A 24,443-nucleotide genomic window follows, 5' to 3' on the forward strand; every position below is an offset into this window, starting at 1 on the left:
GTGGAGCACGTACCTGTGAAGCGCGAACTCTCTTACGAGTCGGGGAGAGATTGGCAGCAGTGACGTGCGTCTGTCAGGAGCGCGTCAACAAGTTGGCCGGAAATCGTCCGGTGCCCGAAAGGTCGTGTTCGTTAACCGGACGTTTCGTCGATCATGGCCGCGACGCCGTCCAGCGTTCTCCGGAGCCCGAATTCGAAGAGGGACTCCAGGTCCACCTCGAAGTCCGCGCCCGCCGAGAGCGCGTCGAGCAGGGGGTAGGAACCCCCGGCCGAAATCGCGTCGAACCGTGGCTCGTTCTGGTCCATCCACTCACCGTCCGACATCCCGGTGTCCTGCCGCGCCCGCTCCTCCAGATCGTCGGCCATCGCCAGACCCTGGATGTAGGCGAAGATCGCCAGATGGGTGTGGAGCTTCTCGAACGGTGTCAGCGGCGTGCCGCGCAGGACTCCCAGGATCCACTCCAGATAGGCCATCGCGTTCGGTGAGGCGACGGGCCGGGTGAAGGAGGCCATCGCCTGCGCCATCCAGCGGTGCCGGGTGTACACCCCGCGCAGCCAGCGCGCCCCGTGCCCCAGTCCCGTACGCCAGTCCGCCGGCACCGGCCCCAGCGGCACCTCCCCGCACACCGCGTCCGTCATCAGCCGCACCAGCTCGCCCTTGCCCGGCACATGCCGGTACAGCGCCATGGTCGAGGTCGAGAGGGAGGTGGCCAGCCGGCGCATCGTCAGCGCCGGAAGCCCCTCGGCGTCGGCCAGTTCGATCGCGGCACGGACGATCCGCTCGCGGGTCGGCGCCGTCGCGGGCACGGGGGCCGCCGGTGTGGAGACGACCGTGCCGACGCCCGGCTCGGGGTGGACGAGACCCTCCTGGCGCAGCGCCGCGCAAGCTGCTCCTCGGCGGCGCCGCGCTCTTCGGTCTCGCGTCGGCCGCCGCCGCCTATGCCCACAGCCCGGGCACTCTGATCGCCGCCCGTGCGCTGCTCGGGGTCGCCGGGGCCTGCCTGATGCCGTCCACGCTCGCCCTGATCCGCACCCTCTTCCGCGACGAGGCCCAGCGGGCCAAGGCGGTCACGCTGTGGACGACCGTGATGGCGAGCGGGATCTCGCTCGGCCCGGTCGTCAGCGGCGCGCTCGTCGAACACTTCTGGTGGGGCTCGGTCTTCCTCGTCAACCTGCCCGCGATGGCCCTCCTCCTCATCCTCGGACCCGTACTCCTTCCCGAGTCCACGGGCGCGGCGGCGGGCGGGCGGTTCTGCTGGACCAGCGCGCTGCTGTCGCTCGCCGCGCTGCTGCCGCTGATCCACGGCATCAAGGAGCTCGCCAAGGACGGCTGGCGTCCGCTGCCGGCGCTCGCGGTCACGGCGGGCCTGCTGATCGCCCTGGTGTTCCTGCGCCGTCAGAGCCGGCTCGCGGAACCGATGGTGGACCTCGCGCTGCTGCGCAAGCGGGCCTACGGGGGCTCGGTGCTGGTGAACCTGCTCGCCATGGTCGCGACCGTCGGCTTCGCCGTCTTCCTCACCCAGTACCTGCAGTCCGTCCTCGGCCAGAGCCCGTTGGAGGCGGCGCTGTGGAGCCTGGCGCCGTCGGTGGGCGTCATGATCGCCGCGCCCGTGGCCGCGGTGCTCGCGGGGCGGGTGGACCGGGCGTACGTGATGACCGGCGGCTTCCTGCTCTCGGCGGTCGGCTTCGCGGCGCTGACCCTCATCGACGCCGACATTCCGCTGTGGGTCGTCCTCGTCGGAGCCACGGTGTACGCCTCCGGTCTCGTCTCGGCGATGACCCTCGCCAACGAGAGCGCGCTCGGCGCGGCCCCGCCGGAGCGGGCGGGCGCTGCGGCGGCGGTCATGGAGTCGGGCACGGAGCTGGGTGGGGCGCTCGGGATGGCGGTCCTCGGCTCGATCGGAGCCGCGGTCTACACGGCCGAGATGCCGGCTTCGGCGCCGGCGGCGGCGCGGGAGACGCTGGGCGGGGCGATGGGCTTTCCCGGGGAGGTGCTGGACGCGGCGCGTGCGGCGTTCACGTCCGCGCTGAACGGGGCGGCGTACGGGGCGGCGGGGGCGATGCTTCTGGCGGCGGCGCTGTGTGCGGCGCTGCTGCGGGGACGCAGGGCCTGACGGGGGCCGAGGCCGGGGCCTTGGGCGAGGCGGGGCGCGCGGGGTCTGCGTCGGCGCCCGGCCTCCGGGGGTCGGAGCGGACGCGCCCCGCCGGGCGCCGCCCCGTCGTGCCCCCCGGACGGAGTCCGGGGGGATGGTCCACAACGGGGGAGGGGCTAGCCCACCAGGCTGTCTCGCCAGGCGCGGTGGAGGGTTGCGAAGCGGCCCTCGCCGCCTACCAGGTCCGACGGGTGGCCGTCCTCGACGATTCGGCCGTGCTCCATCACCAGGACGCGGTCCGCGATCTCCACCGTCGACAGACGGTGGGCGATCACCACCGCCGTCCGACCGGCGAGCACCGTGTCCATCGCCAGCTGCACCGCCCGTTCCCCCGGCACGTCCAGCGAGCTCGTCGCCTCGTCCAGGATGAGGACCGCCGGGTCCGCGAGGAGCGCGCGGGCGAAGGCGACCAACTGCCGCTGGCCCGCGGAGATCCGCCCGCCCCGCTTCCGTACGTCCGTGTCGTACCCGTCCGGAAGCCCCGCGATGAACTCGTGCGCGCCGATCGCCTTCGCGGCCTGCTCGATCTCCGCCCGGGTCGCCTCCGGCCGCCCGATCGCGATGTTCTCGGCGACCGTCCCCGAGAACAGGAACGCCTCCTGCGTCACCATCACCACACCGCGCCGCAGTTCGGGCGTCGCGAGCTCCCGGACGTCGACCCCGTCGAGCAGCACCCGCCCCTCCGTCGGGTCGTAGAAACGGGCCAGCAGTTTGGCGAGCGTCGACTTGCCCGCGCCCGTGGAGCCGACGACGGCGACCGTCTGGCCCGCGGGGATCGCGAGATCGAAACGGGGCAGCACCTCGCCACCCGTCCGGTACGCGAACCGCACGCCCTCGAAGACGACTTCGCGTCCGGGCGTCCCGCTCCGGCGCGCCGGGAGCTCCTTGGGCGAGACGGCCTCCGGGACGCCGGGCTCCTGCGCCAGCAGGCCCGCGATCTTGGCGAGCGACGCGGCCGCCGACTGGTACGAGTTGAGGAACATGCCGAGCCGGTCGATCGGGTCGTACAGCCGCCGCATGTACAGCACCGCCGCCGCCAGCACGCCGAGCGCCAGCGTGCCCCCGGCCACCCGGTACGCCCCCCACAGACACATGCCGGCCACGGCCGCGTTCGCCACGAGGCGCGAGCCGACGACATAGCGGGCCATCTCCAGGAGCACGTCGCCGTTGCTGCGCTCATGGCGGTGGTTGAGCGCGCCGAACTCGGTGTCGTTGGCCTGCTCCCTGCGGAACGCCCGTACCGGCCGGATCCCGTTCATCGTCTCGGCGAACTTCACGATCACGCCCGCGATGGCGGTGGACCGCTCGGCGAAGACGAGGGCCGCGCGCCGCTGGTAGATCCGTACGAGCAGATACAGCGGTACGAAGGAGGCGACGGCCACCGCGCCGATGCCCAGGTCCAGCCAGAGCAGCATCGCCGAGATGTACACGAACGCGAGGACGACGCCGATCAGCTCCTGGAGCCCCTCGGAGAGCAGCTCCCGCAGGGACTCCACGTCCGTGGTGGAGCGGGAGATGAGCCGTCCGGAGGTGTACCGCTCGTGGAAGTCCACGCTGAGCGCCTGGGCATGGCGGAAGATCCGCCCGCGGAGGTCGAGCAGCACGTCCTGGTTGACGCGGGCGGCGCCGCGGACGAAGGCGTACTGGAGGAGTCCGGCGGCCGCCGCGCAGAGGAGGTACCCGACGGCGACGGCCACGACGGGCCCGTAGTCCCCGTCCCGGATGGCGGGCACGCCGCGGTCGATGGCGTACGCGACGAGCAGCGGACCGGCCTGCACGGCGGCCTGCTGGACCAGCAGCACGAGCGCGGCGACGGCCACGCGCGCGCGGTGCGCGGAGAGCAGCGAACGCAGCAGCGCGCCGGTGGCACCGGGGGCGGTGGGCAGGTCGTCCTGGTCGAAGGGGTCCCCGCTGGGCGTACCGCCCGCGGACGGACCGGGTCGGTCCCCGGGCGCCCCGGCCCCGGACAGGCCGGTACCCGCCCCGGCCCCCGGCGCTCCGGTCCCGGACGGACCCGACCCGGCCCTCGGCGCCCCGGCCCCGGACGGGCCGGCACCCGTCCCGGCTCCCGGCGCTCCGGTCCCGGCCAGGCCGGCACCCGTCCCGGGCTTCCCGGCTTCGGACGGACCCGACCCGGCCCTCGGCGCCCCGGCCCCGGACGGGCCCGACCCGGCCTCCGGCGTCCCGGTCCCGGACGGGCCGGTACCCGTCCCGGGCTTCCCGGCTTCGGACGGGCCCGACCCGGCCCTCGGCGCCCCGGCCCCGGACGGGCCCGACCCGGCCCTCGGCGCCCCGGCCCCGGACGGGCCGGTACCCGTCCCGGGCTTCCCGGCGTCGGACGGACCCGACCCGGCCCCCGGCGCCCCGGCCCCGGCCAGGCCGGTACCCACCCCGAAGGGTGCGGCCGCCGGCGTCCCGGGTGCCTCGCCCGGAGCCGTCTCCTCCGTGTCCGTCGCTGATGTCGTCGTGGGATCCGTCATCGTTCCTCGATTCCCTCGCCCGACATCAGCCAGGCGTACTCGGCGTTGCTCCGCAGCAGTTCGTGGTGGGTGCCCACCGCCGCGATCCGGCCCTCGGACAGGAGCGCGACCCGGTCCGCGAGCATGACGGTCGACGGGCGGTGCGCCACGACCAGCGCGGTCGTCTCGCGCAGGACCTCCCGCAGCGCCGCCTCCACCAGGGCCTCGGTGTGGACGTCCAGCGCGGACAGGGGGTCGTCGAGGACCAGGAAGCGCGGGCGGCCGACGACCGCGCGGGCCAGGGCGAGGCGCTGGCGCTGGCCGCCCGAGAGGCTCAGGCCCTGCTCGCCCACCTGGGTCGCCGCGCCGTCGGGGAGCGCGGTCACGAACCCCTCGGCCTGGGCCACCCCCAGCGCGCGCCGCAGCTCCGGCTCGCCGGCCCCCGCCCCGATGCCCATCAGCACGTTCTCGCCCACGCTCGCCGAGAACAGCGTCGGCTCCTCGAAGGCCACCGACACCAGCGCGCGCAGCCGTTCGCGCTCCATGCGGGTGATGTCCTCGCCGTCGAGCAGGATCCGCCCGGCGGTCGCCTCGTGCAGCCGGGGGACGAGCGCGGTCAGGGTGGTCTTGCCCGAGCCGGTTCCGCCCACCAGCGCGAGGGTCTCGCCGGGCCGGATGTGCAGGTCGATGCCGTCGAGTACGGGAGGGGTGTCCGCCGGCGCGTCCGGGTAGCGGAAGGTGACGTTCTCGAACCGCACACCGTCCGAGGACGTGGCGCCCGCGGCCCGTACGGGAGTCGACTCCGGCCCCGGCGTCTCCTGCGCCTCGTCCATCACCTCGAAGTACCGCTCCGTCGCCGTCGCCGCCTCCTGGCTCATCGCCAGCAGGAAGCCGATCGACTCCACCGGCCAGCGCAGCGCGAGCGCCGTCGACAGGAAGGCGACGAGCGTGCCGGCCGACAGCTCGCCGTCGGCGACCTGGACGGTGCCGAGCACGAGCGCCGCGCCGATCGCGAGCTCCGGGATGACGGTGATGAGCGCCCAGATCCCGGCGAGCAGCCGCGCCTTGACCAGCTCGGTGCCCCGCAGCCGCTCGGCCAGCTCACGGAAGGCGAGCGCCTGGCTGCGGTGGCGGCCGAAGCCCTTGACGATCCGGATGCCGAGGACGCTCTCCTCGACCACGGTGGTCAGGTCGCCGACCTGGTCCTGGGCGCGCCGGGCGACGACGGAGTACTTCGTCTCGAACAGCGAGCAGAGGATCACCAGCGGGACGACGGGCGTGAGCAGCACCAGGCCGAGCGTCCAGTCCTGGTCGAGCAGCAGGACGTAACCGGCCAGGATCGTCACGCCGTTGACCAGCAGGAAGGTCAGGGGGAAGGCGAGGAACATCCGGACCAGCATCAGATCGGTCGTGCCGCGCGACAGCAGCTGACCCGAGGCCCAGCGGTCGTGGAAGGCGATCGGTAGCCGTTGCAGACGAGAGAAGAGATCGGCCCGCATCCGCGCCTCGACCCCGGCCAGCGGCCGCGCCACCAGCCACCGCCGGAAGCCGAAGAGCACCGCCTCCGCGATCCCGAGGAGCAGCAGATACAGCGCGCCCAGCCACACACCGCCCGGATCGCCCGCGGCGACGGGCCCGTCGACCATCCACTTCAGGACGAGCGGAATGACGAGCGACAGACACGAGGCGACGATCGCGACGACGGCGGCGGTGACCCACCGCCCCCGCACCGGTCGTACATAGGGCCACAGGCGCAACAGCGTGCGCACGGCCGAGCGGTCGGGGGATTCCTTGGCGACTGCATCTTCTCCGGGCATCAGGTCCGAGCCTAGGGTTCACCACTGACAACCCTCACCTGGTTTTCTCCCCGCACCCACCCTCCCGATCCGCCCCGACCGGCGCCTGGCAGCGGCCCGGCGTCTCGCGCCCCCGGCCGCTCCCCGGAGTCGTACCGGCCATCAACCGATCGGTTGATCGTGCTTCGAGCGTGATGGCCGATGTCCTCGGACCGGCTCCGCGGCCACGCTTGAGCCATGGCAATGATCGAAGTTCAGGGCCTGCACAAGGCCTACGGCGGCCGGAGCGTCGTCGACGGTGTCTCGTTCGAGGTCGCCGAGGGGGAGATCTTCGGGATCCTGGGACCCAACGGGGCCGGCAAGACCACGACCGTCGAGTGCGTCGAGGGGCTCCGCGTCCCGGACGCCGGGACCGTACGCGTCGGCGGGCTCGACCCCGTCGCCCAGCACGCCGACGTCACCCGGATCCTCGGGGTGCAGCTCCAGGAGAGCGAGCTGCAGGCCAAGCTGACCGTACGGGAGGCGCTGGAGCTGTACGCCTCCTTCTACGAGCGGCCCGCCGACTGGCGGAGCCTCGCCGAGAGGCTCGGGCTCGACGCCCATCTCGAAGCCCGGTTCGGGAAGCTGTCCGGCGGGCAGAAGCAGCGGCTGTTCATCGCGCTCGCCCTCGTCGGCAACCCGCGTGCCGTCGTCCTCGACGAGCTCACCACCGGGCTCGACCCGCGTGCCCGGCGCGAGACCTGGTCCCTCGTCGAGGACATCCGGGCCGGCGGGGTGACCGTTCTCCTCGTCACCCACTTCATGGAGGAGGCCCAGCGCCTGTGCGACCGGATCGCCGTCATCGACAAGGGCCGGATCGCCGCACTCGACACCCCCGACGGGCTGATCGGCCGCGCCACCGCCTCCAAGGTCATCTCCTTCGCCGCCGAGACCCCCCTCGACCCGGCCGAACTCCGCGCCCTGCCGCAGGTGGCCGCCGTGGAGACGAAGGACGGCCGGACCGTCGTCAGCGGCACCGACGAGACCGTCAACGCCCTCATCCGGCTCCTCGCCCGGCGCGCCGTCACCGCCCACCAGCTGCGGGTCATCGACGCCACCCTCGACGACGCCTTCCTCGACCTGACAGGAGCCGACCACCGATGAGCACCGCCACCACCACGGTCCTCAAGACCGAGGTCCGTCTCTTCACCCGCGAACCCGGCACGCTGTTCTGGGTGATGGTCTCGCCGACCGTCCTCCTCGTGATCCTCGGCCTGATCCCGTCCTTCCGCGAAGTGTCCGAGGACCTCGGCGGCCGTCGGGTCATCGACCTCTACGTCCCCGTCTCCGTCCTCTTCGCCATGATCATGGCCGGACTCCAGGCGATGCCGCCCGTCCTCGCCGGCTACCGCGAACGCGGCATCCTGCGAAGGATGTCGACCACCCCGGTCCGCCCGGTCTCCCTCCTCACCGCCCAGATCACCCTGCACGGTGCCGCGGCCCTCCTCTCCTCCGGGCTCGTCATCGTCGTCGGCCGGCTGGCCTTCGGCGTCCGGCTGCCGCAGAACCTCCCCGGGTACGTCCTCGCCCTGCTGCTGGCGATCGCCGGCGGCCTCGCCCTCGGCGCCGCCGTCTGCGCCGTCTCCCGTACCCAGAAGATCGCCACCGCGGTCGGGTCGGCCGTCTTCTTCCCGACGATGTTCACGGCGGGCGTCTGGGTCCCGGTCCAGGCCATGCCGGATACCCTGCAGCGCATCGTCCAGTTCACGCCGTACGGCGCCGCCTCGCAGGCGCTCGACGCGGCGACGACCGGCGGTTGGCCCGGGTGGGCGGCGCTCGGGATCATGGTCCTGTGGACGGTCGTGCTGACCGCGACGGCCGCGCGCTGGTTCCGCTGGGAGTAGTGACGGCATGGGGGAGAGCCGATGATGGCGACGACGGTCGAGGAACGCTGGCGGCAGTTCTTCCGCTGGGGGCCGCACGGCCTGCTGGCCCTCGCCACCGTCCTCGCCGCCGCGGCCGCCGACCAGATCATGGACCGTACGGAGATGGTCACGACCGCGGTCCTGGTCGTCGCGGCGCTCGCCCTCCAACTCGTCTGGGACGCCCGCCAACGCCGAGTCAGTGCCGCGGAGACGGATCCCACCGCGCCGGCCACCGATGGCGGGCGCCCCGTCGTGTCCAGGGCCGGCCCCACCGCGTCGGACGCCCGGTCCGTCGTGTCCCACGCCGGCCCCACCGCGTCGGACGCCCGGTCCGTCGTGTCCAGGGCCGGCCCCACCGCGTCGGACGCCCGGTCCGTCGTGTCCTACGCCGATCCCACCACGCGGGACACCCGGCCCGTCGGGTGGGCCGGCGACCGGCCCACCCCGTACGGGACCGCATCCGCCACCGAGCTCGCCGGCGAGCATGCGGGGCTCGTCCCCGGCGCTCCCGGCACCGCGTCCGTCTGCTACTTCGTCCTGCGCACCGCGCTCGCCTTCGCGCTCGCCTGGTTCAACCCGTTCTTCTCCGTCTACGCCTGCATCGGCTTCTTCGACGCCGTGCAGCTCCTGCCCCCTCGGCTCGCCCGCGCCGGACTCCTGTGCACCGCCGTCACCATGGCGGGCGCCCAGTCCGGGGGCCTGCCGCCCGCATCGCTCGTCGGCTGGTTCGTCTTCGGCGGCCTCTTCACCCTCAACGCCTGCCTCGCCATGGTCTTCTCCCACCTCGGTACGAAGGAGGCCGAGAAGGCCGCCGAGCGCGCCGCCACCATCACCGAACTCGCCCGTACCAACGCCCGTCTGGAGCAGGCCCTCGACGAGAACGCCGCCCTGCAGGCCCAACTCCTGCTCCAGGCCCGCGAGGCCGGGGTCGCCGACGAGCGGCGGCGGCTCGCCGCAGAGATCCACGACACCCTCGCCCAGGGCCTGGCCGGGATCATCGCCCAGCTCCAGGTCGTCACCGCCACCCCCGACCAGGAGCTCGCCCGGGTCCACCTCCGGCGCGCGGCCGGCCTCGCCCGCCACAGCCTCGGCGAGGCCCGCCGCTCCGTGCAGAACCTGAGCCCGGTCGCCCTGGAGCACGACACGCTCCCCGAGGCGCTGAAGAAGACCGTCGCCGACTGGTCCGAACGTACCGGCATCACGGCCCGGTTCACCGTCACCGGCACCGAGGAACCCCTGCACGACGAGGTCGCCGCCACCCTGCTGCGCATCGCCCAGGAGGCCCTCGCCAACGCCGAGCGCCACTCCGGCGCGTCCAGGGCCGGCGTCACCCTGTCCTACATGGGCGACGAGGTCACCCTCGACGTACGGGACGACGGCCGCGGCTTCGATCCCGGCGCCGTCCCCGCCCGCACCGGCGGTGGCGGCTTCGGTCTCGACGGCATGAGGGCCCGCGCCGAACGCCTCGCCGGCGCCGTCGCCCTGGAGACCGAGCCCGGCGAGGGAACGGCGATCTCCGCCCGCGTACCTTTGGTGCACCATGGCTGAGCACAAGCGCATCACCCTGCTGATCGTCGACGACCATCCCGTCGTACGGGACGGCCTGCGCGGCATGTTCACCGCCGGCACCCCGGGCACGCCCGGCTTCGAGGTCCTCGGCGAGGCGTCCGGCGGTGTCGAGGCCGTCGAACTCGCCCTGCGTCTCGACCCGGACGTCGTCCTCATGGACCTGCGGATGCCCGGCGGCAACGGCGTCGACGCGATCGCCGAGCTCACCCGGCGCGGGGCCCGCTCCCGGGTCCTCGTCCTCACCACCTACGACACCGACACGGACACGCTGCCCGCGATCGAGGCCGGTGCCACCGGCTACCTCCTCAAGGACGCACCCCGCGAGGAGCTGTTCGCCGCGGTCCGGGCGGCCGCCGAAGGCCGCACCGTGCTGTCCCCGGCCGTCGCCTCCCGGCTCGTCTCCCGCGTCCGCGCCCCCGCGGCGCCGGTGGACGAGAGCCTCTCCGCGCGCGAACGCGAAGTCCTCGAACTCGTCGCCAAGGGCACCTCCAACCGTGCGATCGCCGCCGAGCTCTTCATCAGCGAGGCGACGGTGAAGACCCATCTGACGCACATCTATGGCAAGTTGGGCGTCAAGGACCGGGCGGCCGCGGTCGCGGTGGCGTACGACCGGGGCATCCTGGGCCGCAACTGACCGACGTGTGCCGCGACTCGGGGGAGTCATGGACGTCCACCACTTCACGACCGACGCACTGGACCCGGCGGAACGCTTCGGCGCGTGGCACGACCTGACGGCCACGGCGCTGATCCCGACCGTCATCGGCAGCGAGCACGCGGACGACTTCCACGCCGAGGCGCACATCCTCGACCTCGGCGCCGTCCAGGTCGCCGCGATGCGCTACCGGCCCCTGAGCAGCAGCCGTACACCCCGGCTGATCAGCCGCTCCGACCCCGGCTACTACCAGCTCTCGCTCACCCTCAGCGGCGAGATGTGGATCTCCCAGGGCGGACGGGACACGACACTCGGCGCCGGCGACCTGATGGTCTACGACTCCTCGCTGCCCTTCCACGGCGGTACGCGGAGCGAGGAGGGGCGGCTCGGGCACATCGTCGCCCAGTTCCCCAAGGCCCTCCTCCCGCTCCCCGCCCGCGAGGCCGAACGGCTCGTGGCCCTGCGGATGGGCTCGGACTCCGGATTCGGGGCGATGCTCGCCCAGTTCCTCGTCCGGCTCGCCGCCGACTGGGGGTCCCGCCAGGACGAAGCCCCCGGGGGAGCGTCCTTCGCCGAGAGCGAGGCGCCCCGCCTGACACGGGTGATGCTCGACCTCCTCGCCGGGGCGGCCGGCCCGTACCTCGACGCCGCGAGCGCGCAGGAGCCCGAGAGCCGCCGGCACGCGCTGTTCCTGCGGATCCAGGAGTTCGTCCGGCTCCGGCTCGCCGACCCGGGCCTCACACCGCACACCATCGCCGCCGCCCACCACATCTCGGTGCGCTATCTGCACCTGCTGTGCCAGGAACACGGCGTCACCGTCTCCGGCTGGATCCGCGACCGCCGGCTGGACCGCGCCCGCCGCGACCTCGCCGACCCGGCGCAGCGGGCGGCGCCCGTCCACGACATCGCGGCCCGCTGGGGCTTCCGCCACCACGCGGCCTTCAGCCGGGCGTTCCGGACGGCGTACGGCTGCACCCCCAGCGAGTACCGGGCGTGCGCGCAGCGTCAATGAGCTGTGCGCTCCAGGCCAAAGACAGCGCCGAACGGACGCGCGGAGACTGGACGGACACGCGGAGCCGTCACGGGGGATGTCGGGGACGGCCCGTGTGCCGGTGCCCCAGGCGTGCGTGCCGCCACGGCACGCAGGGGGAAGCACCATCCCTTCCCGCACCGGCCACCGCCGTCGCGCCGCGGTGGCCGGTGCGGGTCTTCACCCCGCGCCCCTCACCCCCCGACCCGCAGCAGCAGCACCGACCGCGCCCCCACCGTCACCGTCTCCCCGCCTCGGTGCACCGTTCCCGGGGCCTGGGACTGCTCCTCCAAGGTCGTGTCCAGGACCAGTTCGTACGACTCCGCCCACGGCGGACCCGGGAGGCGGTACGCGAGGGGGCGTGGGCCCGCATGCAGGATCGCCAGGAAGCTGTCGTCGGTGATCTGGGCGCCGCGGGCGTCCCGGCCGGGGATGTCGCGGCCCGAGAGGTAGAGGCCCAGGGTGGCGGCGGGGGCGTACCAGTCCTGCTCCGTCATCTCCTGGCCGTCCGGCGTGAACCACGCCAGGTCCCGCAGGCCGTCCGCGCCCTGCGGGCGGCCGGAGAAGAACGCGCGGCGGCGCAGCACCGGGTGGGTGTGGCGCAGGGCGAGCAGCCGGCGGGTCAGGGCGAGCAGCTCCCGTCGCCCGGGGTCCTCGGGCAGTGACCAGTCCAGCCAGCTCGTCTCGTTGTCCTGGCAGTACGCGTTGTTGTTGCCGCCCTGCGTGCGCCCCATCTCGTCGCCCGCGACCAGCATCGGCACCCCGGTCGACAGCAGCAGCGTCGTCAGCAGGTTCCGCAGCTGGCGCAGGCGCAGCGCGCCGATCTCGGGGTCGTCGGTCTCGCCCTCCGCCCCGCAGTTCCAGGCGCGGTTGTCGTTCGTGCCGTCCCGGTTGCCCTCCCCGTTGGCCTCGTTGTGCTTCCGCTCGTAGGTGACGAGGTCCCGTAACGTGAACCCGTCGTGGGCGGTGATGAAGTTGACCGAGGCGTACGGGCGCCGGCCGCCCCAGGCGTACAGGTCGCTGGAGCCCGAGAGCCGGTAGCCGAGGTCCCGCACGTCGGGCAGCGCGCCGCGCCAGAAGTCCCGTACCGCGTCGCGGTAGCGGTCGTTCCACTCCGTCCACAGCGGGGGGAACGCGCCGACCTGGTAGCCGCCGTTGCCGACGTCCCACGGCTCGGCGATCAGCTTGACCCGGCGCAGCACCGGGTCCTGGGCGATGACCGCGAGGAAGGGCGAGAGCATGTCGACGTCGTGCATCGAGCGGGCGAGCGCCGCGGCCAGGTCGAAGCGGAAGCCGTCGACGCCCATCTCCGTCACCCAGTACCGCAGCGAGTCCGTGATCAGCCGGAGCACCTGCGGCTGGACCACGTGCAGGGTGTTGCCGCAGCCCGTGTAGTCGGCGTACCGGCGGGCGTCGGACTGGAGCCGGTAGTAGCCGCGGTTGTCGATGCCCTTCAGGGAGAGAGTGGGGCCCAGTTCGCCCGCCTCGGCCGTGTGGTTGTAGACCACGTCGAGGATGACCTCGATCCCGGCGGCGTGCAGCGCCCGCACCATCCGCTTGAACTCGCCGACCTGCTGGCCGGTGGTCCCCGACGAGGAGTAGCCGGCGTGCGGGGCGAAGTAGCCGATGGAGTTGTAGCCCCAGTAGTTCCGCAGGTCCCGCCGCAGCAGATGGTCCTCGTGGGCGAACTGGTGCACCGGAAGCAGCTCGACCGCCGTCACCCCGAGCCGTACGAGATGGTCGATCGCCGCCGGGTGCGCGAGCCCGGCGTACGTGCCCCGCAACTGCTCGGGGATGCCCGGGTGGAGCTGGGTGAAGCCCTTCACGTGCAGCTCGTAGATGACCGAGTCCGGCCAGGGGGTCTTCGGTCTGCGGTCGTCCGACCAGTCGTCGTCGTCCTGGACGACGACGCCCTTCGGGACGAACGGCGCCGAGTCCCGGTCGTCCCGCACGGTGTCGGCCACGTGCTGCTGGGGCCAGTCGCGGACGTGCCCGTACACCTCGGGCGGCAGCGTGAAGTCCCCGTCGACGGCTCGCGCGTACGGATCCAGGAGCAGCTTGGCCGGGTTCCAGCGGGCGCCCGTCCACGGGTCCCAGCGGCCGTGCACCCGGAAGCCGTACCGCTGCCCGGCCGCCACCCCCGGCACGAAGCCGTGCCAGATCTCGTGGGTGAGCTCGGTCAGCGGCAGCCGTCTCTCCGTCTCCCGCCCCGCGCCGTCGGTGTCGAAGAGACACAGCTCGACGGCCTCCGCCCCGCCCGCCCACAGCGCGAAGTTGGTGCCGGCGACCCCGTCGGGTCCCACCCGGCACCGCGCGCCCAACGGGGTGGGCGCCCCCGGCCACACCACGGGCCGGGGCCGCTCCGGGGCAGGGGAGAGCCCCACTCCGTCCCGTACCGCCTCCTGCTCGGCTGCGCTCGACACCTGTCGGCCTCCCGCGGCTCGTCGGGCCCTCCCCCACAGCCACCGGCATGGGAGGTACCCCATGTCGCGGAGGGCGCGGCGTCCCGGCCGCGACTCCCCGCACGTGGTCCTCCCACCTGTTCTGCCCGGACGACCGGACTCCCAACATGACCCGCACGCACGTTTCCCCTGGAGGGTGGCCGTCGTTGGGCCGGGCGTGAAACACGTACTGAAGCGGGTGAGGACCGGTGCGGTGCTCGCCCTGGCGGCGGCGGGACTGATGGCCGGGCTTGCCGGCTGCACCGACAAGGGTGGTGACGGCGGCGGTGGAGGCATCGACATCTCGCTGCCCGGGAAGGCGCGGGCGCCCGGCGACGTCATCCGGATCAGCCCGGAGGACGGCAGCCGGGCCGTGCCCGCCGAGGGGCCGATCGAGGTGAGGGTGGACAGCGGACGCCTCGAACGGGTCACCGTCGTCCAGGTCGAGGACGCCCAGCGGACCGCGGTCCCCGGCGCGATCAGCGAGGACGGGCTGCGCTGGCGGCCGAACGCGGGCGCGCGGCTCGCGCTCGCCGCGAAGTACAGCGTGGACGCCGTGGCGCTCGACGCCCACGGCCGGCGCTCCGCCCGGCACACCACGTTCACCACGGTCGTGCCCGAGCGCCGCTTCATCGGCTACTTCAAGCCGGAGAACCGTTCCACGGTCGGCACCGGCATGATCGTTTCGTTCGGCTTCAACCGGGCCATCGAGAACCGGGAGGCGGTCGAACGGTCCATCAGGATCACCTCCGAGCCCCCGGTGGAGGTCGTCGGCCACTGGTTCGGCAAGGAGCGGCTCGACTTCCGTCCGGAGGAGTACTGGCGGCCCGGCACCAAGGTGACCGTCGAGCTCGCGCTGCGCGATGTCGAGGGGGCGCCGGGGGTGTACGGCATCCAGCGCAAGACGGTCGGGTTCACGGTCGGGCGCTCCCAGGTGTCCGTGGTCGACGCGGCGGCGCACACGATGGAGGTGCACAGGGACGGTGCCGTCCTCGCGACCGTGCCCATCACGGCCGGGGCGCCGAAGACCACCACGTACAACGGCAAGATGGTGGTCACGGAGCTCTTCGACGTGACGCGGATGGACGGCCGCACGGTCGGCTTCGGCGGCGAGTACGACATCAAGGACGTACCGCACGCGATGCGGCTGACCGACTCGGGGACCTTCCTGCACGGCAACTACTGGGCCGATCCCTCGACCTTCGGGTCGGCCAACGTCAGCCACGGCTGCGTCGGTCTGCGGGACGAGAAGGGCGGCAGCCCGGACTCCCCGGCGGGCTGGTTCTTCGACCGGACCCTCATCGGCGATGTGGTGGAAGTGGTCAACTCCCGTGACCGAAAGGTCGCTCCCGACAACGGGCTCGGAGGCTGGAACATGGAGTGGAACCAGTGGAAGGCAGGTTCCGCCCTGCGGTGAGCCCCCCGTCGTCCCCTCGCTGACCTGCGTCACGTGCACGGTTCCTGGATCGACTGGGACTGAACAGTGACATTCGCGTGGAACTTTCGTGTCCTACGGTGTGATTATCTAGCGCCGTGTGCGCGGAGGATGCGCGCGGGGGTGCGGGCCGTGGTGAGACCAGGCCGTGCGAGGGGAGACGACCATTTTGAACGGGCAGCCGATATCGGCCGGGGTGGGGCGTGGACGGCGGCGCGGGGGCGCGCGTCTGCAGGCCCTGGCTGTGGGAGCGTTGCTCCTGGTGCTGACGGCGTGCGGGGGCGGGGACCCGGCGGGCGGCGGCAAGGGCGGACAGGACCCGGCGCAGAGCGGCGGGGGCAAGCAGGAGAATGCGGCGTCGCAGGCGGTCGTCACGATCGCCCCGAAGGACGGCGCCGACTCGGTCGCCACCAGCGGTGTGCTGAAGGTGACGGCCGAGCAGGGCAAGCTGACGACGGTCACCGTCGCCGACACCAAGGGTGCCGAGGTCGAGGGCAAGATCGCCGCGGACGGCGCCAGCTGGACGCCGGTCGGTCACCTGTCGGCGGGTACGCAGTACAAGGTCCACGCGATCGCGAAGGACGCCGAGGGCCGTGAGTCGGCGAAGGACACCACCTTCACCACTCTGACCCCGAAGAACACCTTCATCGGCCACTACACGCCCGAGGACGGCTCGACCGTCGGCGTCGGCATGCCGGTCTCGGTCAACTTCACCCGGGGCATCACCAACCCGGCGGCCGTCGAGAACGCCATCAAGGTGACCGCCGAGCCGGCCGTCGAGATCGAGGGCCACTGGTTCGGCAACGACCGCCTCGACTTCCGCCCCAAGGAGTACTGGGCCGCGGGCACCAAGGTGACCGTCGAGCTCAACCTGGACGGCGTCGAGGGCCGTCCCGGTGTCTACGGCAAGCAGAAGAAGAAGGTCTCCTTCACCATCGGCCGCCGTCAGGTCTCCACCGTCGACGCCAGCGCCAAGACGATGAAGGTCGAGCGCGACGGCAAGATCATCAAGACGATCCCGATCACCGCGGGCGCCCCGTCCACGACCACGTACAACGGTCAGATGGTCATCAGCGAGAAGTACAAGGTGACCCGGATGAACGGCGCCACGGTCGGCTTCGGCGGTGAGTACGACATCAAGGACGTGCCGCACGCGATGCGTCTGTCGACCTCGGGCACCTTCGTCCACGGCAACTACTGGGCCTCGTCCGGCACCTTCGGCTCGGCCAACGTCAGCCACGGCTGTGTCGGTCTGCGGGACGCGCGCGGCGCCGGCGACGGGTCCACCCCGGCGGCCTGGTTCTACGACCGCTCGCTGATCGGTGACGTGGTGGTCGTGAAGAACTCGAAGGACAAGCAGATCGCTCCGGACAACGGCCTGAACGGCTGGAACATGTCCTGGTCGGAGTGGATCAAGTAGCTCTCCGAGCAACTTCGTACGGCGGACCCGGTGCTGTGAGCAACAGCACCGGGTCTCTTGTCGTTAACGACGGCTAACCTGCCGGGTATGACTGTGAACCTCGAAGTCGCCGAAGGCGTCGGCACCATCCGTCTCGACCGTCCCCCGATGAACGCCCTGGACATCGCCACCCAGGACCGGCTGCTCGAGCTGGCCCAGGAGGCGACCGACCGGGACGACGTGCGCGCCGTGATCCTGTACGGCGGCGAGAAGGTGTTCGCGGCGGGCGCGGACATCAAGGAGATGCAGGTCATGGACCACGCGGCCATGGTCAAGCGGTCGCGCGCGCTCCAGGACTCCTTCACCGCGGTCGCCCGCATCCCCAAGCCCGTCGTCGCCGCGATCACCGGCTACGCCCTGGGCGGCGGCTGCGAACTGGCCCTGTGCGCCGACTACCGGATCGCCGCGGACAACGCCAAGCTCGGCCAGCCCGAGATCCTGCTCGGCCTGATCCCCGGTGCCGGCGGCACCCAGCGGCTGTCCCGTCTGGTCGGCCCGTCGAAGGCCAAGGACCTCATCTTCACCGGCCGGATGGTCAAGGCCGACGAGGCGCTGACGCTCGGCCTGGTCGACCGCGTCGTTCCGGCGGCCGAGGTGTACGAGCAGGCCCACGCCTGGGCCGCGAAGCTCGCCCAGGGCCCCGCCATCGCGCTGCGCGCCGCGAAGGAGGCGGTCGACCAAGGCCTGGAGGCGGACATCGACACCGGTCTGGCGATCGAACGCACGTGGTTCGCCGGGCTGTTCGCGACGGAGGACCGCGAGCGCGGGATGCGCAGCTTCGTCGAGGAGGGCCCGGGCAAGGCGAAGTTCGTCTGAGTTCCGGCGGCCCGAGGCGGTCGGCGGACCCTACTCTCCAGTACCGTCGTCCGCCAAGGGCATATGCCAGGTGAATTCAGCGGAATTGTCGATTCCGGAGGCTCGATTCCGCCGGAACGGCCCCGCGGCCCGTTCCGTCCGGCCATGATGGGGGCATGGCGGGCCTGGAGGGTGTGGAACAGCCGCGGCAGCACGGCGGTGCGACCGCAGCACGGTGGGTACCGGCCGCCGATGACGAACAGGCCCTCAAGGCGCTGGAGTTGTACGGGAATCCGGCCGAGGAGGACGTGCGGCTGCCGTCCCGTCCCGAGTCCGCCGCCATCGCCCGCAGGCTCACCCAGTGCGTCGTACTGCGTCAGTGGGCCCTCTCCCCGCAGATCGCCGAGCACGCGGTCCTGCTCGTCTCCGAACTCGTCGGCAACGCCGTTCGGCACACCGGGGCCCGGGTCTTCGGGCTGCGGATGCTGCGCCGTCGTGGCTGGATCCGTATCGAGGTCCGTGACCCCTCGCGCGGGCTGCCGTGCCTCATGCCGGTCCAGGAGCTGGACATCAGCGGGCGCGGGCTCTTCCTCGTCGACAAGCTCTCCGACCGCTGGGGTGTGGATCTGCAGCCGCGCGGCAAGACGACCTGGTTCGAGATGCGCGTCTCGGACCGATGATCGCCGGCCTCCGGCTGCCCCTGGATGCACCGAAGCCCCCGTCCGCCTCTGTGGGGCGCCTGGGGGCTTCCGTGAGGACGGCCGTGGATCGGGGGGGTGTATCCACGGCCGTGAAAACGACCTGGCCCGGGTCAATGGGGGTCGTGTTCTCGACTATGGCAGACAGCGGGCCATCCCGCCAAAAGTCCCTACTGGGGCAAATTCGGTCAAAGGATGACAGTTCACCGATGAATCGTTGGTGACCTAGAGCACCCGCCTTGTAAATGGTGAATAAGTATGGCGTTCATCGCTTGTTTCCTCGATCCGCCCGCGTGATGGATGCCGGTGTGCGACCCGTAAACGTCCTGAATTGGCTTAATCGTTAGAAAACGGTCACTATGGGCCTTAAATGGGCGCGTGACCCTGACCGACCGCCGTGGCGCACTCCGGGCGGGCGCGGCGTCCGCCCTCGCGGGAGCGCTCACCACCGCCTGCGGCACGGACGGCCGCCCCCGGCCCGACGGCCCCGCGCCCGCCCCCAAGCCCGCAGCCCCGGCCCCCCGCCGCTACCCCGGCCGGCCCGTCGAGATCACGAGCGGGCCGCGCGACCGCCCCCGGGTCGCCCTCACCTTCCACGGCCAGGGCGACCCCGCCCTCGCCCGCGCCGTCCTCGCCGCGGCCGAGAAGGGCGGCGCCCGGGTCACCGTCCTCGCCGTCGGCGACTGGCTCGACGCCCACCCCGAGCTGGCCCGCCGGATCCTCGACGGCGGCCACGACCTCGGCAACCACACCCAGCGCCACCTCGACGTCAACGCGATGACCGAGGACGAGGCACACGCGGAGATCAGCGCCTGCGCCACACGGCTGCGCCGGCTCACCGGCTCCATCGGCAGCTGGTTCCGGCCCTCCAGGGGCCGGAACGCGAGCCCGGCCGTCCAGCGGGCCGCCCGCCGCGTCGGCTACCCGCACGTCCTCTCGTACGACGTCGACTCCCTCGACTTCACCTCGCCCGGCGCCGCGGCCGTCGTCCGCAACGTCACCGGGTCGATCCGCAACGGATCGGTGGTGAGCCTCCACCTCGGCTACGCCGACACGCTCGCCGCCCTGCCGCCCCTCCTCGCCGACCTCGACCGCCGCGGCCTGCGCGCGGTGACGACCACGGAGCTGCTGACCTGATGCTGCCACTCACCAAGCGTTCGAAGAGCCTCCTCGCCGCCGTGCTGCTCGCCGCGCTCGCCGGGTGCGGTGCCGCGGACGACGGGGCCGAGCCCCGCGGCGGCGCCAAGAAGGAGGCGGCGGCGCGCCCGGCCGTCCCGAAGGAGGCCGTCCCGGACGGCCTGCCCGGGATGCCGCCCCTCCTCGACCCCAAGGACGTCTACGCGGCCGACCGGCCCGGCCGGCTCTCGCCCGTGGTCAAGGACTTCCCGTCGCGGGTCTACGTGCCCAACACCAACTCCAACACCGTCTCCGTCATCGATCCGACGACCTACAAGGTGATCGAGACCATCCCGGTCGGCATCCAGCCGCAGCACGTCGTCCCGTCCTGGGACCTGAAGACGCTCTGGGTCAACAACAACCGCGGCCACACGCTCACCCCGATCGACCCCGCCACCGGGGTCGCCGGCAAACCCGTCGAGGTCCACGACCCGTACAACCTCTACTTCACGCCCGACGGCAAGTACGCCGTCGTCATGGCCTCCCTCGACCGCGAGCTGGTCTTCCGCGACCCGCACACCATGGACCGGAAGAAGACCGTCCCGGTCTCCTGCTACGGCGTCAACCACGCGGACTTCTCGGCGGACGGGCGGTACTTCGTCGTCTCCTGCGAGTTCTCCGGCGAGCTGCTGAAGGTCGACACGGCCAAGATGGAGGTCATCGGCCAGCAGAGGCTCCCCTTCCAGGGCGCGATGCCGCAGGACGTGAAGATCTCGCCGGACGGCAAGACCTTCTACATCGCCGACATGATGGCCCACGGCATGTGGGTCCTGGACGGCGAGAAGTTCACCACCCCGCGGCTGATGCCGACCGGCAAGGGCGCCCACGGCCTCTACGTCTCCCGCGACTCCAAGGAGATGTACATCCCCAACCGCGGCGAGGGCTCCATCTCGGTCTTCGACTTCGGGCAGAAGAAGCTGACGAAGAAGTGGTGGCTGCCGGACGGCGGCTCCCCGGACATGGGCGGTGTCTCGGCCGACGGCAAGGTGCTGTGGCTCTCGGGACGTTACGACTCCGAGGTCTACGCGATCGACACCAAGACCGGCAAGCAGCTCGCCCGCATCCCGGTCGGCGGCGGCCCCCACGGCCTCGCGGTCTACCCCCAGCCCGGCCGCTACTCCCTCGGCCACACCGGCGTGTTCCGTTAGGCCAGGGCACGGTCGGCCTCCGGACGGGCTGACTCGCCCGGTCGCGGGTCAGCCCGCCGTGAGCAGGGCCTCCGAGGCCACCGGGCGGTAGCCCGCCGCCTGGAAGACGCGCACGCTGCGGGCGTTGCCCGGGGACTGCTGCGCCCAGACCACGTCGCCCGGTGTCAGATGCCGGGCGGCGAGGGCCAGCGCCCGGCCGATCCCGCGGTGCCTGACCCCCTCGTCGACCTCGATCGCCGCCTCCCAGCGGCCCGCCACGCCCCGGCCCAGGACCACCACGCCGCCGTCGGCCGCCCACACCCGCACGTCGTCGCGGTACTTCAACGCCCGCGCCACCCGGGGATGCTCCGGGTCCTCGATCTCCCGCAGCGGCAGCTCCGGCTCCCCGGGCAGCGCCGTGGCGACCGTCAGCAGGTCGACGGTGTTCATGCGCCGGCCCGTGTGCCGCATCAGGGCGAGGAGGAACCCCGGGTTCATCGAGGCGGCCAGCGGGTCGCTCGCGGCGGCCGCCAGCTCCGCCCACACCCACGCGGGATCGGCGTCCGTGAAGACCACCGAGTGCGCGGTGAAGGCGAGGACGCCGGAGTCCCGGTCGTTCGGCGGCGGGACCACCACCGTCGAACCGTCCGGCGGCGGGAACTGCCCGCGGGCCGCCGCTGCCAGGATCCGTGCCACGTCGTCGCTCATGTCTCCCATGATCCGCCATGACCCGTCGTGGCCCGACGCCCGGACCCGGCGGAACGCCCGATAATCTGACCCCGTCATCGAAGCATCGAGAAGGGGCGGAAGCTGTGGCGGACATCGAGTCGGCGCGCAAGGCATTCGAGCGGTTCGACGTGGACGGGGACGGATTCATCACCGCCGCCGAGTACAAGAGCGTCATGGCGCAGCTGGGTGACTTCAACGTCACCGAGACGGTCGCGGAGGCCCTGATCGGTCAGCGCGACGGCAACGCCGACGGCAAGCTGTCCTGGGACGAGTTCTGGGCGGACCTCAACAAGGCCTGACCCCGCCGGGCGAGGACGGGCGGCGCCGTACCGCGATCCGTACGGCCCACCACGTACGTACGTACGTGAGTCGCCGCCGCCCGTCCGGCCCCCGCGCCACCTCCCACCGCGCGTCGCACCCCTCCTGGTGCCGCGCCCCCGTCGCGGCACCGAAAGCTGACAGGCGTCCTTCGTGGTTCGGTCCTGACCGTCAAATGTCTCGGTGCCGATACCGGTCCACCCCTGCTGTGCACAGCCGTGCGGTTGTCGATGCTGTTCTCCATTGCACCCTGGCAGCCGGATGGGCATGGGGTATGCCAGATCCGATGGGAGGACGATCACGTGCGCAACAGGTTCAATGGTGCGAATCCGCCAGTGACCTCCGTATTAACGAATCCCACGACCCGTACCCGGGCCCGTGTCGAAGTGCCGGTACGGCTGGCCGACGGAGGCTGGAAGACGGCCGAGATGGTCACCTTCGCCGAGCTGGGCGACGGGCAGGAGCACATCGCCGTGACCTTCGCGCCGAGCGCGGACGTCCCGCTGGTGCGGCTCCACTCCGAGTGCCTCACCGGTGACGTCTTCGGATCCGCACGCTGTGACTGCGGTCCCCAGCTCACCGAATCGATGCAGCTGCTCGCCGAGTCCGGCGGCATCCTGCTCTATCTGCGGCAGGAAGGCCGCGGCATCGGGCTCTACAACAAGCTCGACGCCTATCGCGTCCAGGACGAGCTCGGTCTCGACACCTTCGCCGCCAACCGCGAGCTGAACTTCTCCGACGACCTGCGCGACTACAGCGCGGCAGCGCAGATGCTCCGCGCGCTCGGCGCCACGCGGATCAGGCTGCACACCAACAACCCCGACAAGGCCGCGCAACTGACCTCGTACGGCATCACCATCGACGAGGTCGTGCCGACCGGGATCTTCCAGACCGAGCGCAACCGCCACTACCTGCGCGCCAAGGTCGAGCGCAGCGGGCACACCATCGAACTCGCGGGGGAGTCCATATGATCCGGCACCGGGGTCCGATCAGCGGCATCGCCGCCTGGCAGGACGCGTACGTCGCCACCGCCGGCTACGACAACCAGGTCATCTGCTGGGACCAGCGCACCGGGCGGGCGCTCGCGCGCTCCTTCCACGACCACCTGGCCAACCAGTGCACGTTCTCGCCCGACGGCCGCCACCTGCTCACCTCCTCCAGCGACTACACGGCCCGCCTGTGGACCGTGCCCGACCTGCGTCTCGTCGCCGTCTTCGCCGAGCAGCAGGACGACGTGGAGATGTCGGTCTTCCATCCGTCGAAGCAGCTGATCGCCACCGCCTCCCGTGACCACCGGGTGCGCGTGTACGACTTCGCCGGGCGGCTCGTCACCACCTTCGCCGGTCACACCGCCGACGTCATCTCCGTCGAATGGACCCGCGACGCCGACGAGGTGATCTCCTCCAGCGACGACGGCACCATCAAGCGCTGGTCCCTGGAGACCGGCGGCATGGTCGCCAATCTCGACATGGGCGGCGTGGAGACGGACACGATCGCCATCTCCTCGGGCGGCACCATCTTCGCGGGCAACGACGAGGGCCGGATCGTCGTCGTCGGGCCGACGGGGCAGACCGACGTGCCCGCCCACGAGGCGGGCATCAAGCGCCTCGTCCTCGACGACTCCCGCCACCTCCTGGTCAGCCTCAGCTACGACCGGACCATGCGGCTGTGGGACGTCTCCTCCGGCCGTCCGGAACTGCGCGACACCAGCGGTCTGCCCGACGACGTCTGGCCCCGATCCTGCGCGTTCGCCGGCAGCTCCCGGCTTGTCTTCGCCACCTTCGGGGCCGAGTACCGGGGTTACGACTACGAGGAGCGGGTCTGGGACACGGCAGAGGTCCCGCCCACCGGCGGGGTCAACGCCGTCCTGCCGGCCCCCGACGGCGCGCTGACCGTGGGCGACGCCGGAGTGGTGCGCCGGGACGGCGCGTTCGTGGCCGCGACCGGCAGCCTGTGCAACTTCCTCACGCCGCTGCACGGCCCGGTGCTCTCCGGTGGCCAGCTCGGCAAGGTCTTCGACGCGCTCACCGGCCGCGAGCTGTACCAGCACCGCTCACCGCTCAACTGCGGCGCGGCCTTCGAGCGGGACGGCGAGCGGTACGCGGTCGTCGGTGCGTACACCGGCGAGGGGCTGCTGCTGAAGCTCCGAGGCGGCGACGACATCGAGCACGTCGCGGACCTTCCCCTGCATGTGAACGCGGTCAAGGGAGTCGCCGTCTCCGGGGACTTCCTCTTCTCGGTGGCGGCCGATGCCTCGGCCACCTGGTACCGCATCTCCACCCTGGAGAAGGTCGCCACCGTCGAGGACGCGCACGACAGGATCGCCAACGGTTGCGCGGGCCTGGAGGACGGCTGGTTCGCGAGCGTGAGCCGTGACCTGAAGCTGCGCCTGTGGAACCCGGAGCGGCGCGCCGAAGTCCTGCCGACGCCGCACACCCACTCCATCAAGTGCGTCGCGGCCTCCGACGACGGCAGGCTCGTCGCCACCGGCAGCTACAACGGCCGGGTCGCCGTGTACGACCGCGTGGAGCGCGCCTGGACCGTGGTGGTCAGGCCCACCACGGCGGGCATCTCGGCGCTCGCGTACGACGCGGCGCGCAAGGTCTTCGCCGCCGCGTCCTACGACGGTCAGGTGTACCCGATCGGCGGCTGAGCCGCCGGCATCGCGGACCGGGGCCGGGGGGGGGGTGGGGTGGGACTCAC

At 72.2% G+C, this 24,443-nt stretch carries 20 protein-coding genes; 15 read left to right on the plus strand and 5 right to left on the minus strand.

The features are described 5' to 3' along the window. Nucleotides 1–131 precede the first annotated feature (131 nt). Nucleotides 132–806 (minus strand): TetR/AcrR family transcriptional regulator C-terminal domain-containing protein, encoded by a 675-nt coding sequence (locus ACFVZW_RS12220; protein WP_384520058.1) that lies wholly within the window; start codon nt 804–806, stop codon nt 132–134. A gap of 11 nt (nt 807–817) precedes the next feature. On the opposite strand from ACFVZW_RS12220, the gene ACFVZW_RS12225 reads away from it, so the two are divergent. After that, nucleotides 818–2,113: an MFS transporter gene (locus ACFVZW_RS12225; RefSeq protein ID WP_384520059.1), complete on the plus strand. Its 1,296-nt coding sequence runs from the start codon at nt 818–820 to the stop codon at nt 2,111–2,113. A 155-nt stretch (nt 2,114–2,268) separates the two neighbouring features. Here ACFVZW_RS12225 and ACFVZW_RS12230 read toward each other — a convergent pair whose 3' ends face one another. After that, nucleotides 2,269–4,122 (minus strand): ABC transporter ATP-binding protein, encoded by a 1,854-nt coding sequence (locus ACFVZW_RS12230; protein WP_384520106.1) that lies wholly within the window; start codon nt 4,120–4,122, stop codon nt 2,269–2,271. Between the two features lie 506 nt (nt 4,123–4,628). Beyond that, complete coding sequence (locus ACFVZW_RS12235; RefSeq protein ID WP_384520060.1) at nt 4,629–6,428, minus strand: ABC transporter ATP-binding protein; 1,800 nt, start codon at nt 6,426–6,428, stop codon at nt 4,629–4,631. 216 nt (nt 6,429–6,644) lie between these two features. Between ACFVZW_RS12235 and ACFVZW_RS12240 the strand changes: the two genes are divergently transcribed. From ACFVZW_RS12240 to ACFVZW_RS12260, 5 genes are read left to right on the plus strand one after another with little or no spacing between them, the layout of a single operon-like run. Beyond that, nucleotides 6,645–7,550, plus strand: coding sequence for an ABC transporter ATP-binding protein (locus ACFVZW_RS12240; RefSeq protein WP_384520062.1), 906 nt, complete (start codon nt 6,645–6,647; stop codon nt 7,548–7,550). Beyond that, nucleotides 7,547–8,290, plus strand: a complete 744-nt coding sequence (locus tag ACFVZW_RS12245; RefSeq protein WP_384520064.1) for an ABC transporter permease — start codon at nt 7,547–7,549, stop codon at nt 8,288–8,290. The genes ACFVZW_RS12240 and ACFVZW_RS12245 overlap by 4 nt, the downstream gene beginning before the upstream one ends. A gap of 21 nt (nt 8,291–8,311) precedes the next feature. Then, nucleotides 8,312–9,859: a sensor histidine kinase gene (locus ACFVZW_RS12250; protein WP_384520065.1), complete on the plus strand. Its 1,548-nt coding sequence runs from the start codon at nt 8,312–8,314 to the stop codon at nt 9,857–9,859. Next, the gene (locus ACFVZW_RS12255; RefSeq protein WP_384520067.1) at nt 9,852–10,514 is read left to right on the plus strand and encodes a response regulator; all 663 of its coding nucleotides are present in this window, start codon (nt 9,852–9,854) and stop codon (nt 10,512–10,514) included. Before ACFVZW_RS12250 ends, ACFVZW_RS12255 begins: the two co-directional genes overlap by 8 nt. A gap of 28 nt (nt 10,515–10,542) precedes the next feature. Continuing rightward, a complete protein-coding gene (locus tag ACFVZW_RS12260) occupies nt 10,543–11,544 on the plus strand; it encodes a helix-turn-helix domain-containing protein (protein ID WP_384520068.1) in 1,002 nt (333 codons plus the stop codon). A gap of 212 nt (nt 11,545–11,756) precedes the next feature. Here the strand turns inward: ACFVZW_RS12260 and glgX are convergent, their stop codons facing one another. Continuing rightward, nucleotides 11,757–13,985 carry a glycogen debranching protein GlgX gene (gene glgX / locus ACFVZW_RS12265; RefSeq protein WP_384520070.1) on the minus strand — a complete coding sequence of 743 codons (2,229 nt, stop codon included), beginning with the start codon at nt 13,983–13,985 and terminating at the stop codon, nt 11,757–11,759. Between the two features lie 196 nt (nt 13,986–14,181). Here glgX and ACFVZW_RS12270 point away from each other — a divergent pair, with 196 nt between their 5' ends. From ACFVZW_RS12270 to ACFVZW_RS12295, 6 genes are all read left to right on the plus strand, one after another. Continuing rightward, complete coding sequence (locus ACFVZW_RS12270; RefSeq protein WP_384520072.1) at nt 14,182–15,420, plus strand: Ig-like domain-containing protein; 1,239 nt, start codon at nt 14,182–14,184, stop codon at nt 15,418–15,420. 187 nt (nt 15,421–15,607) lie between these two features. Next, complete coding sequence (locus ACFVZW_RS12275) at nt 15,608–16,858, plus strand: Ig-like domain-containing protein (RefSeq protein WP_384520074.1); 1,251 nt, start codon at nt 15,608–15,610, stop codon at nt 16,856–16,858. 87 nt (nt 16,859–16,945) lie between these two features. Next, a complete protein-coding gene (locus ACFVZW_RS12280) occupies nt 16,946–17,713 on the plus strand; it encodes an enoyl-CoA hydratase/isomerase family protein (protein ID WP_376437321.1) in 768 nt (255 codons plus the stop codon). Between the two features lie 155 nt (nt 17,714–17,868). Then, nucleotides 17,869–18,372 carry an ATP-binding protein gene (locus ACFVZW_RS12285; protein ID WP_384520076.1) on the plus strand — a complete coding sequence of 168 codons (504 nt, stop codon included), beginning with the start codon at nt 17,869–17,871 and terminating at the stop codon, nt 18,370–18,372. Between the two features lie 396 nt (nt 18,373–18,768). Next, entirely contained in the window at nt 18,769–19,527 is a 759-nt protein-coding gene (locus ACFVZW_RS12290) for a polysaccharide deacetylase family protein (RefSeq protein ID WP_384520077.1), read from the plus strand. After that, entirely contained in the window at nt 19,527–20,714 is a 1,188-nt protein-coding gene (locus ACFVZW_RS12295; protein WP_384520079.1) for a YncE family protein, read from the plus strand. Before ACFVZW_RS12290 ends, ACFVZW_RS12295 begins: the two co-directional genes overlap by 1 nt. A 48-nt stretch (nt 20,715–20,762) precedes the next feature. Here ACFVZW_RS12295 and ACFVZW_RS12300 read toward each other — a convergent pair whose 3' ends face one another. Continuing rightward, nucleotides 20,763–21,401, minus strand: coding sequence for a GNAT family N-acetyltransferase (locus ACFVZW_RS12300; RefSeq protein ID WP_384520081.1), 639 nt, complete (start codon nt 21,399–21,401; stop codon nt 20,763–20,765). Nucleotides 21,402–21,505: 104 nt separating this feature from the next. Between ACFVZW_RS12300 and ACFVZW_RS12305 the strand changes: the two genes are divergently transcribed. The 3 genes from ACFVZW_RS12305 (at nt 21,506) to ACFVZW_RS12315 (ending at nt 24,393) form a co-directional block, all read left to right on the plus strand. Continuing rightward, nucleotides 21,506–21,721: an EF-hand domain-containing protein gene (locus tag ACFVZW_RS12305; RefSeq protein WP_329115664.1), complete on the plus strand. Its 216-nt coding sequence runs from the start codon at nt 21,506–21,508 to the stop codon at nt 21,719–21,721. Nucleotides 21,722–22,075: 354 nt separating this feature from the next. Next, nucleotides 22,076–22,711: a GTP cyclohydrolase II gene (ribA, locus tag ACFVZW_RS12310; protein WP_384520083.1), complete on the plus strand. Its 636-nt coding sequence runs from the start codon at nt 22,076–22,078 to the stop codon at nt 22,709–22,711. After that, on the plus strand, nt 22,708–24,393 hold the full coding sequence (locus tag ACFVZW_RS12315; RefSeq protein ID WP_384520085.1) for a WD40 repeat domain-containing protein: 1,686 nt from the start codon (nt 22,708–22,710) through the stop codon (nt 24,391–24,393). Before ribA ends, ACFVZW_RS12315 begins: the two co-directional genes overlap by 4 nt. The last annotated feature ends 50 nt before the right edge of the window (nt 24,394–24,443 follow it).

The organism is Streptomyces sp. NPDC059567 (assembly GCF_042735655.1).
GTDB lineage: Bacteria > Actinomycetota > Actinomycetes > Streptomycetales > Streptomycetaceae > Streptomyces.

What these genes read in the sequence shown, in the direction of transcription:
- ACFVZW_RS12280 (WP_376437321.1), top strand. Translation starts at nt 16,946, where the DNA reads ATGACTGTGAACCTCGAAGTCGCCGAAGGCGTCGGCACCATCCGTCTC.
- ACFVZW_RS12250 (WP_384520065.1), top strand. Translation starts at nt 8,312, where the DNA reads ATGATGGCGACGACGGTCGAGGAACGCTGGCGGCAGTTCTTCCGCTGG.
- ACFVZW_RS12295 (WP_384520079.1), top strand. Translation starts at nt 19,527, where the DNA reads ATGCTGCCACTCACCAAGCGTTCGAAGAGCCTCCTCGCCGCCGTGCTG.
- ACFVZW_RS12235 (WP_384520060.1), bottom strand. Translation starts at nt 6,428, where the DNA reads ATGCCCGGAGAAGATGCAGTCGCCAAGGAATCCCCCGACCGCTCGGCC.
- ACFVZW_RS12260 (WP_384520068.1), top strand. Translation starts at nt 10,543, where the DNA reads ATGGACGTCCACCACTTCACGACCGACGCACTGGACCCGGCGGAACGC.
- ACFVZW_RS12255 (WP_384520067.1), top strand. Translation starts at nt 9,852, where the DNA reads ATGGCTGAGCACAAGCGCATCACCCTGCTGATCGTCGACGACCATCCC.
- ACFVZW_RS12300 (WP_384520081.1), bottom strand. Translation starts at nt 21,401, where the DNA reads ATGAGCGACGACGTGGCACGGATCCTGGCAGCGGCGGCCCGCGGGCAG.
- ACFVZW_RS12240 (WP_384520062.1), top strand. Translation starts at nt 6,645, where the DNA reads ATGGCAATGATCGAAGTTCAGGGCCTGCACAAGGCCTACGGCGGCCGG.
- ACFVZW_RS12315 (WP_384520085.1), top strand. Translation starts at nt 22,708, where the DNA reads ATGATCCGGCACCGGGGTCCGATCAGCGGCATCGCCGCCTGGCAGGAC.
- ACFVZW_RS12245 (WP_384520064.1), top strand. Translation starts at nt 7,547, where the DNA reads ATGAGCACCGCCACCACCACGGTCCTCAAGACCGAGGTCCGTCTCTTC.
- ACFVZW_RS12285 (WP_384520076.1), top strand. Translation starts at nt 17,869, where the DNA reads ATGGCGGGCCTGGAGGGTGTGGAACAGCCGCGGCAGCACGGCGGTGCG.